The 7602-nt window shown below is 47.0% G+C and carries 5 protein-coding genes; all 5 read left to right on the top strand.

The features are described 5' to 3' along the window. Positions 1–421: 421 nt before the first annotated feature. Positions 422–886 carry a CBS domain-containing protein gene (locus MiSe_RS30555; protein ID WP_226587373.1) on the top strand — a complete coding sequence of 155 codons (465 nt, stop codon included), beginning with the start codon at positions 422–424 and terminating at the stop codon, positions 884–886. Positions 887–1617: 731 nt separating this feature from the next. Continuing rightward, on the top strand, positions 1618–1962 hold the full coding sequence (locus MiSe_RS30550; protein WP_226587371.1) for a hypothetical protein: 345 nt from the start codon (positions 1618–1620) through the stop codon (positions 1960–1962). A 94-nt stretch (positions 1963–2056) separates the two neighbouring features. Further along, positions 2057–3652 (top strand): peroxidase family protein, encoded by a 1596-nt coding sequence (locus tag MiSe_RS30545; RefSeq protein ID WP_226587370.1) that lies wholly within the window; start codon positions 2057–2059, stop codon positions 3650–3652. Between the two features lie 149 nt (positions 3653–3801). Further along, entirely contained in the window at positions 3802–4560 is a 759-nt protein-coding gene (locus MiSe_RS30540) for a peptidylprolyl isomerase (protein ID WP_226587369.1), read from the top strand. Beyond that, complete coding sequence (locus tag MiSe_RS30535) at positions 4509–7079, top strand: type I secretion system permease/ATPase (RefSeq protein WP_226587368.1); 2571 nt, start codon at positions 4509–4511, stop codon at positions 7077–7079. The genes MiSe_RS30540 and MiSe_RS30535 overlap by 52 nt, the downstream gene beginning before the upstream one ends. The last annotated feature ends 523 nt before the right edge of the window (positions 7080–7602 follow it).

The following is a 7602-nucleotide window of genomic DNA, read 5'->3' as shown; positions in this document are numbered from 1 at the left end:
CCGTGAGAAGATATATTGAGGAACAGCGTCACCATGACACTACTTGACGGGACTTAAAAGTCCCGGTCGCACTACATCCCCGACCTAAAGGTACGGGGTTTTGTGCTTCTCGTCTCGCTTGATAAAACCTCTTCCATCCAGCAAACTGGAAACACCCCCTTGTGACAGTTGAGGGTGCGGAATGCGGGTGCCAAGGCTCAGTTGACGATCGCGTTCCACCTAACTGGGCGATAATCACATACATAGACTTGTGCGCTCGCGTTGATTAGACCTGTTGCCCAAATAACTCAGACGGGCAGGATGCCCATGCCACAAAGCCCAAAAAATTCTTGTGGGGTGGGCATCTTGCCCGCCTATAAAAGTTGTGTCCCGTAATTTCATACAATGAAACTAGAGGAATTACCAGAGAAGCAAGCAAATGATGCCTAATACCGTTGCCGATGTGATGACCCGCGATCCCATCTGCGTGCGGCCCGAAACGCCCCTCAACGAAGCGATTAAAATTCTCGCGGCGCAACGTATCAGCGGTTTGCCGGTAGTGGATGAAAACGGCAAACTGAGCGGCATTCTCTCGGAAACAGACTTAATGTGGCAAGAATCGGGGGTTAATCCCCCAGCCTATATCATGTTCTTGGATAGCGTGATTTACTTGGAAAATCCCGCTAAGTACGAGCGAGACTTGCACAAGGCGCTGGGGCAAACAGTTAAGGAAGTGATGACCGACCAAGTGGTGAGCGTTCACCCAGACAAATCCTTGCGCGAAGCCGCAAAAATGATGCACGCAGACGGGTATCGTCGCTTGCCGGTAACCGATGCCAGCGGTAAAGTCATTGGCATTCTTACCCGTGGAGACATTATCCGGGCAATGGCAGCTAGTCAGGAATAGTTCAGTAATAACCCAAGTTGCTAGTTATCACTATCGTGGGTTGCACAGCAGAAGCTAATCGCAAGCTTGCTAATTGCTGATGGGAATATTTTTCGGGTCTACCATTAGCCATTAGCTATTAGCCATTAGCCATTAGCAGCCCTAAAAAGATAACTAGCAACAAGCGTTAATAGGTCATCGGTAATCGATTGTGGGAATCCCCAGGGATTTAGCTACCGGCGATAGACTTGCCACGGCACAGGGTACGACAGCGGCATATTGGGGGGGAAACTCTCTTCCACCAGCATCGACGGAAGACGAATATTAAGGTGGCGAGTGCAGAAGTGTCTCGCGCCTGCACTAGAGTAAGGCTCCAAAAGGGTAGAAAAATTAAATTCCCTGCCGTGGATACTCCCAACGCTTTGGGAAAATTGATTTAAACCAATCAAGTCCAAAAAAGGAGAACATTACCTCGTGGCTAAATTCCGCATTCTTTCTTTCATCAACCGAAGAGTTATCTGAGAATTGACCCGATGCTGCACAAACCAAAAATAGTGCAGATGGATAAGGCGACAGCAGCGAACATACAAGATTTGCAACAACTTGGCACCGAAGCGGCAGAGTGAAATAGCCGCAAACTTGATGATTTCGTGGACATGCTGCTGCAACAATCATAAAATTGGTGTGCCAGGCATCCTTGGGAAAGAGAACGGCTTGGAGTTGCGATCTTTGGTAATTTGATCGTTTCTTTTATGGAAAGTCAATCCTTTGAACGCCAAGCTCAATTAGCTCAATGGCTGCACCCCCTAGTGGAAATCCTGCGTACTACTGGCGGTGCGACTTGGGAAGCATTGTTAGAGACATTAGACGAAAAAACTGCCATCATTGACCTAGATGGGGTTGTGTTGCGAGTGAGAGCTTTCGGCGGGGAACAACTCCAAGTCGAGAGCGCATATCCGCTGGCGCAAACAGGCATCTACTTTCCCAGCAACGGCGAAACGCTGCGAGATGCGATCGCAGGCAAATTGACCTTCAAGTTGACCCACCACCCCAAAATCAGTTTGGTTTGTAGTAGGGACGCGTCGAATAAATTTTGATTTTTACCAAAAGATTTTACCCTGCCTTGTCCCTACTGTCTTCTCTACGAAATATCTATTCTCTCGCTTTTTACATGGAGTAAAAAAGACAATCATGGCAACCAAAAAAAGAGACAAATCCAGAGACGGTTTTAAGAACCGACTAGAGTCTTATGCTTTATCCCACCTGAAACCGATATGGGACTTTATTCAAAGCAACGAAGGTCTGAAGAAGGCAGTCAACAAAAAGTTGATCAACAATGCCATCTACAAACTTCCCACTCGTCCCTATCCGTTTAGTACAATGGCTCCCTACACCTCTTGGGATTCATTAACCGATCGTACCTATTCGTTATTGCATTTAGGGCCGGTTGAAAAACTTCCCGACAACCTTCCCTCTGTCGAAGCAGCGGCTGATTTGTTCCGCAAAATAAACGGAAAAACAAAATACTCTCCTAAATCTACCGTCCTGTTTCCTTATTTCGTCCAATGGTTTACCGATGGATTTCTGCGAACAGACCGCACCAATCATTTAAAAAATACCTCGAACCACCAGATTGATTTGTGTCCCCTTTATGGATTAAACCATAGCATTACTGAAATGCTGCGATCGCATCAAGGCGGCAAGCTGAAAAGTCAATTCATCAACGGCGAAGAATATCCTCCTTACTACTACGACGAAAACGGACAAGTTAAAGAAGAATTCAAAGACTTACCCCGCGCTCACGCCGAGGGCGAAGGCTCAATGTGGGAGAAAGTTCCTCCCGAACAAAAGCACAAATCCTTTGCAATGGGGATAGAAGTGGAACGAGCTAACGTGCAAATTGGCTACGTGATGCTCAACACTCTTTTCTTAAGAGAACACAATCGCTTGTGCGATTTGCTCGCCCAAAATTACCCCACTTGGGATGACGAACGCCTGTTCCAAACAGCCAGAAATATCGTCATCGTTTTATTGATGAGAATTGTGGTAGAAGAATATATCAATCACATCACTCCCTATCACTTTAAATTCATCACCGACCCCCTGGCATTTACCAATGAAAAATGGTATCGCCCTAATTGGATGCCTTTTGAATTTTCTTTAGTCTATCGTTGGCACAGCGCGCTTCCCGACACGCTAACCTACGACGGCAAACCAATGCATATGACGCAGACGATGTGGAACAACGACCTAATTACCAATAAAGGGTTGGGCGCTTTATTTGAGGAAAGTTCTTCTCAACCTGCAACGATCATCGGTTTGTTCAATACTCCTGATTTCTTGATTCCGGTAGAGATCGCCAGTATCAAAATGGGTCGTGAAGCCAAATTACGCAGCTACAACGATTACCGCGAAATATGTGGCTTTCCCCGCGTCACAGATTTCAACCAAATTACTGGAGATGAAACTGCTCAGGCAAAACTGAAACAATTGTACGGTCACGTTGACAATATTGATTTATACGTCGGAATATTTGCCGAAGATCGTGCCTGGGAAAATTCGAATGTGCCTCTCATGATTGCGCGAATTGTCGCGATTGATGCCTTCTCCCAAGCTTTAACCAATCCCCTGTTAGCGGAAGGCATCTTCAATGAGAAAACATTTTCAACCGTCGGTTGGGAAGTAATTAACACCACGAATACTCTGACGCAGATCGTTCATCGGAATATTCCCCAGAAAGATCGGCAATTTAAGGTGACCTTTGACCTCAAACCACGCGAGGTTTAAGGCAAAGAAACCCGGTTTTTAGGAAACCGGGTTTCTATTGCGTTTTATCTGGCTCCCAGTAATCTTGTCCTGGGAGCGTTTCGCATATTTGTGCATCTGACAGAAATCTTGAATAATAGATATAGAAAAACTACCTATCTGGTTCGCGTATGGAATCCCAACCATTCCTGTCCATTAATGACCAGCCGATTTCTCTGACACAAGCAATCCGATATTTGCAACTATCTGGCAGACTGGGAGCTTTCATCCGGGATATCCTGCGCGAGTACGTCCTAGAGCAGGAACTCAAACAAAGAGATAATTTAAATATCGACCCGGTATTAATTGAGCAGGCGGTGATTGATTTTCGCTTGCAACGTCAATTAACTGACCCCAAGCAGTTCCAGGAATGGCTCGCCAGCAATCGGATGGATTATCCTACTTTTCACGCTCAAGTTACCTCTGGGTTTAAACTCGCCAAACTCAAAGCTGAGGTCACCGCACCAAAACTGCAAGAATTCTTTATTGAACGTAAGATTTTTTTAGATCGAGTGGTTTTGTCGCGGATTGTTGTTGCCGAACGAGAATTGGCTGAAGAACTACGCAGCCAAATTGAAGAGGGAACGGCATTTGAAACTCTGGCAAGAGATTATTCGCTCACGGAAGACCGAATAGTCAACGGCATGATGGGGCCGGTGAGTCGGGGAACGCTGCCAGATATAATCAGGGCAGAGATCGATCAAGCCAGTCCTGGAGAATTGATCGGACCGCTAGAACTAGAAGGCCGCTGGGGTTTGTTTCGAGTAGAACAAATTCTGCTAGCCTCGTTAGAAGACGCTCAACTAAGTGAAGCTCTGCAAAATGAGCTGTTTGAGCTATGGATAACCGAGAAAATGCAACAGATGATGGTCAAGCTGGAAGTCATCTAAAAAAAGTTGAAGACGAACGCAACAGCTTAAATTGGGATAAACCGCCCCTTTGCTGGTTGAGTCCCGCACAGCAAGTTTACTTCAAAAATCAAGCCCAGACTCATCGCTACAAGCTGGGGGAGAAAATTTGGTCAAAAGGCGTACCGAAACACCAGTTTGTCGTTGTTTTGGGTAAGGTGCGCTGGCGGGAAGAACAAGCGGCTAAAGCGCTAGCTACTTTAGCGCCAGGAGATTGGTTTGGCGAGTTGCTCAAGCTTTCCGGTGGCTTCAAAGCAGTAGCTGCGAGCAAAGAAGTGGTAGTTTTAAGTTGGGATGCCGCACTTTGGAGCGAAATTTCCTCCCCTCAAATCGAGCGGTTTTGGCAGGAAGCGCGAAGGCGTTTGGAACCGCAAACTCCCGACGCACCCCAGATGGTATCGGGCTATCCTGTTGTGCAAAACCTCAACGCGGCGGCGGCTTGTTTAACCATGGTGGCGCAACAGTGGCAATGTCCAGTGCAACTCGACTGGGTGCAGCGCCAATTGCGGGGACAGCGCCCCAAACATCTGGTGGAAACTGGGGAAAAATTGGGGTTGCAACTGAGACACTTGCGAGTAACTTGGAATGATTTACCGCAAATATCGTTTCCAGTGTTGATGCATTGGGAACAGAAAGACTGGGTAGTATTGTATGGGGTTAAAGGCGATCGCATCATCATCGCCAATCCCACCCACCCCAATCAAACTTGCGAAAGCATCCCCCGTTCAATGCTAGAAGCCGCTTGGGACGGGCAATTGTGGTCAATTGAACCGATTCGGCGGCAGGAAAAATTCAACCTATCTTGGTTCTTACCAGCAGTTTGGAATTACCGAGGATTGCTGTTGGAGGTGCTGCTAGCTTCTTTCACCTTGCAACTGTTGGGGTTAGCCACGCCGATTATTACTCAGGTAATTATCGACAAAGTGATGGTACAGGAAAGCCTGTCCACTTTGGATGTGATGGCGATCGCATTACTAGGCGTCGCTACTTTCGAGGCGCTTTTGGGCATCTTGCGACTATTTATTTTCACCCACACCGCCCGTCGCCTCGATCTGAGTTTATCAGCCCAAGTGTTTCGCCACCTGATGCGCCTGCCTTTGGCTTATTTTGAATCGCGGCGGGTGGGAGATACCGTCGCCAGGGTACAGGAACTCGAACACATCCGCCAGTTTCTCACCGGCACTGCTTTAACTGTGGTTTTAGACTCTATCTTTGCGGTGGTGTATCTGGCGCTGATGCTGTATTACAACGTGCAACTGACATTAGTTGCCTTGGCGGTGATGCCGTTATTTGCTATTCTGACCCTGGTATCGACGCCGGTACTGCGCCACTGGCTGAATCAAACCTTTAATCGCGGCGCTGATACCCAGTCTTTTTTAGTGGAAACGCTGACGGGAATACATGCCGTGAAAGCTCATGGTGCGGAGAAGACAGCACGCGATCGCTGGGAAGGATTGTTCGCCCGGTTCATCCGCACTGGTTTTAAAGCTTCTACTACTTCTAACATCAGCAACAACATCGCCAATTTTCTCACCAGTTTTTCCTACCTGCTGATTCTTTGGTTTGGAGCCAAATTGGTCATCGAACACCAGTTTACCGTCGGTCAATTGGTAGCATTTCAAATGCTTTCTGCCAGAGTCACAGGACCCCTGTTGCGGTTAGTTCAGCTGTGGCAAAATCTGCAACAAGTCCTGCTTTCTGTAGACCGAATTGGCGATATTCTCAACGTTGCCCCCGAAGCCGAACCGGGAACGGGTTTAGTTTTACCCCCCTTGCGAGGACAAGTAACTTTCGACCAAGTTTTCTTCCGCTATCGACCCAACCAAGAAGCCATCCTGCGGGGAATTTCCTTTACAGTCCAGCCCGGTATGCTAGTAGGAATAGTCGGTCGCAGCGGTTCTGGAAAAAGTACCGTTTCTAAACTATTGCAACGCCTCTACCAACCCGAAGCGGGGCGGATTCTGCTTGATGGTTTTGATATTAAAACCGCCGATATAGCATCCTTGCGGCAACAAATTGGCGTCGTTCTGCAAGAAGATTTTCTGTTCAATTCTTCGATTTTGGAAAATATTACCCTCGGCAATCTGGACATCACCAGCGAGCAAGTTGTAGAAGCCGCTCGATTAGCAGTTGCTCACGATTTTATCAGCGAATTGCCCCAAGGTTACGAAACCAATATTGGAGAGCGCGGCACCGCTTTATCCGGCGGACAGCGACAGCGACTTAACCTTGCTCGCCTGTTTCTTTCCCAAGCGCCCATCTTGATTTTAGACGAAGCCACTACGGCTTTGGATAGCGAAACCGAGCAACAAGTTTTGCAGAACCTGCAACGAATGTTTCAGAACCGAACTGTTTTTTGGATCGCCCATCGATTTGATCCGCTCAAGCGCGCAGATTTGATTTTAGTCTTAGATAAAGGAGTTTTGATGGAACAAGGAACCCACGCAGAACTAATCCAGAAAAAAGGATTGTACTGGTCCCTCTACCAGCGCCAGCAATAGCAATCAAACTCGGCTTTGTTAGTAGTAAGCGCTTCAGCGCTGAAGCGCTTACTACTAACCGCTAAAGTATGGTCTTAGTATCAAGACTTTGCAAAGCTCGAACTATTATAAGTTTTTATAACTTTTTAGTCGTAATCGTATAATTTAATCCAGAATATTTATCCTCATGCTAAGACTGAGGTAGAGCGCAGGCCGGAATCAACCGGAATTTCCAGAAGAGAAACGAGAATTAAACCATTAGGACTTACCCACGACGAAGCCATCACCTTTGTTTATTCGTAGATCTATAGTTTCCTTTTCAACGATTTTTCAGAGAAACCCGGTTTATTGGCGTAAGTCCCGATCCTCTATAAATGGGGATCTGGCTTCCAGCGCGTGGTAGTAAAGAGAGCCTTTCCCAAATAGAAGCTCTTAAAGACTGGCATTGTTTTGAACCAAAGCTGATATCATGTCCCTGAGCAAAGGTTGTGTAACTGCTAATAGCTAATCGCTAATGGCTGCTCTGGAGGCAATTGACAATTAG

This window comes from Microseira wollei NIES-4236 (assembly GCF_020521235.1).
Classification (GTDB): domain Bacteria; phylum Cyanobacteriota; class Cyanobacteriia; order Cyanobacteriales; family Aerosakkonemataceae; genus Microseira; species Microseira wollei.
The sequence above is the reverse complement of the archived record's forward strand: the minus strand, read 5'-3'. Positions and strand labels throughout refer to the sequence as shown.